The sequence below is a fragment of the Pseudoalteromonas sp. SG44-1 genome (assembly GCF_014164315.1).
GTDB lineage: Bacteria > Pseudomonadota > Gammaproteobacteria > Enterobacterales > Alteromonadaceae > Pseudoalteromonas > Pseudoalteromonas rhizosphaerae.
Genome location: NZ_JACJEW010000303.1, coordinates 1 through 251, shown reverse-complemented (window position 1 = coordinate 251; position 251 = coordinate 1). Strand labels below are relative to the sequence as shown.

The 251-nt window shown below is 41.0% G+C and carries 1 protein-coding gene; it reads right to left on the bottom strand.

Annotated features, from left to right (window positions below; all coding sequences use genetic code 11):
* Positions 1-251: transposase (locus H5187_RS24250; RefSeq protein ID WP_182798539.1), on the bottom strand; the 251-nt coding region annotated here is incomplete at both ends.

The window sequence follows — 251 nt, the reverse complement described above, 5'->3', positions numbered from 1 at the left end:
TGGCCACAGTCAATAATCGCGCTGAGTCTTTCTTCTAAACGCCAGTCTTGTGGTCGTTTTTCTGCTGTCATTTGGCTACCCGTCTGGTGTGTTTCAAGTTGATGTTTTTTTGCGAGTGCTATCCAGCGTTGTAACGTTGAATAACCGACACCTAAATCATCTGCAATATCTTCTAGACGAACATCATCACATTGAGATAATGCTTTTTCAACCGCTTGAACTTTAAATTCTTGTGTAAATCGACGTCTCAT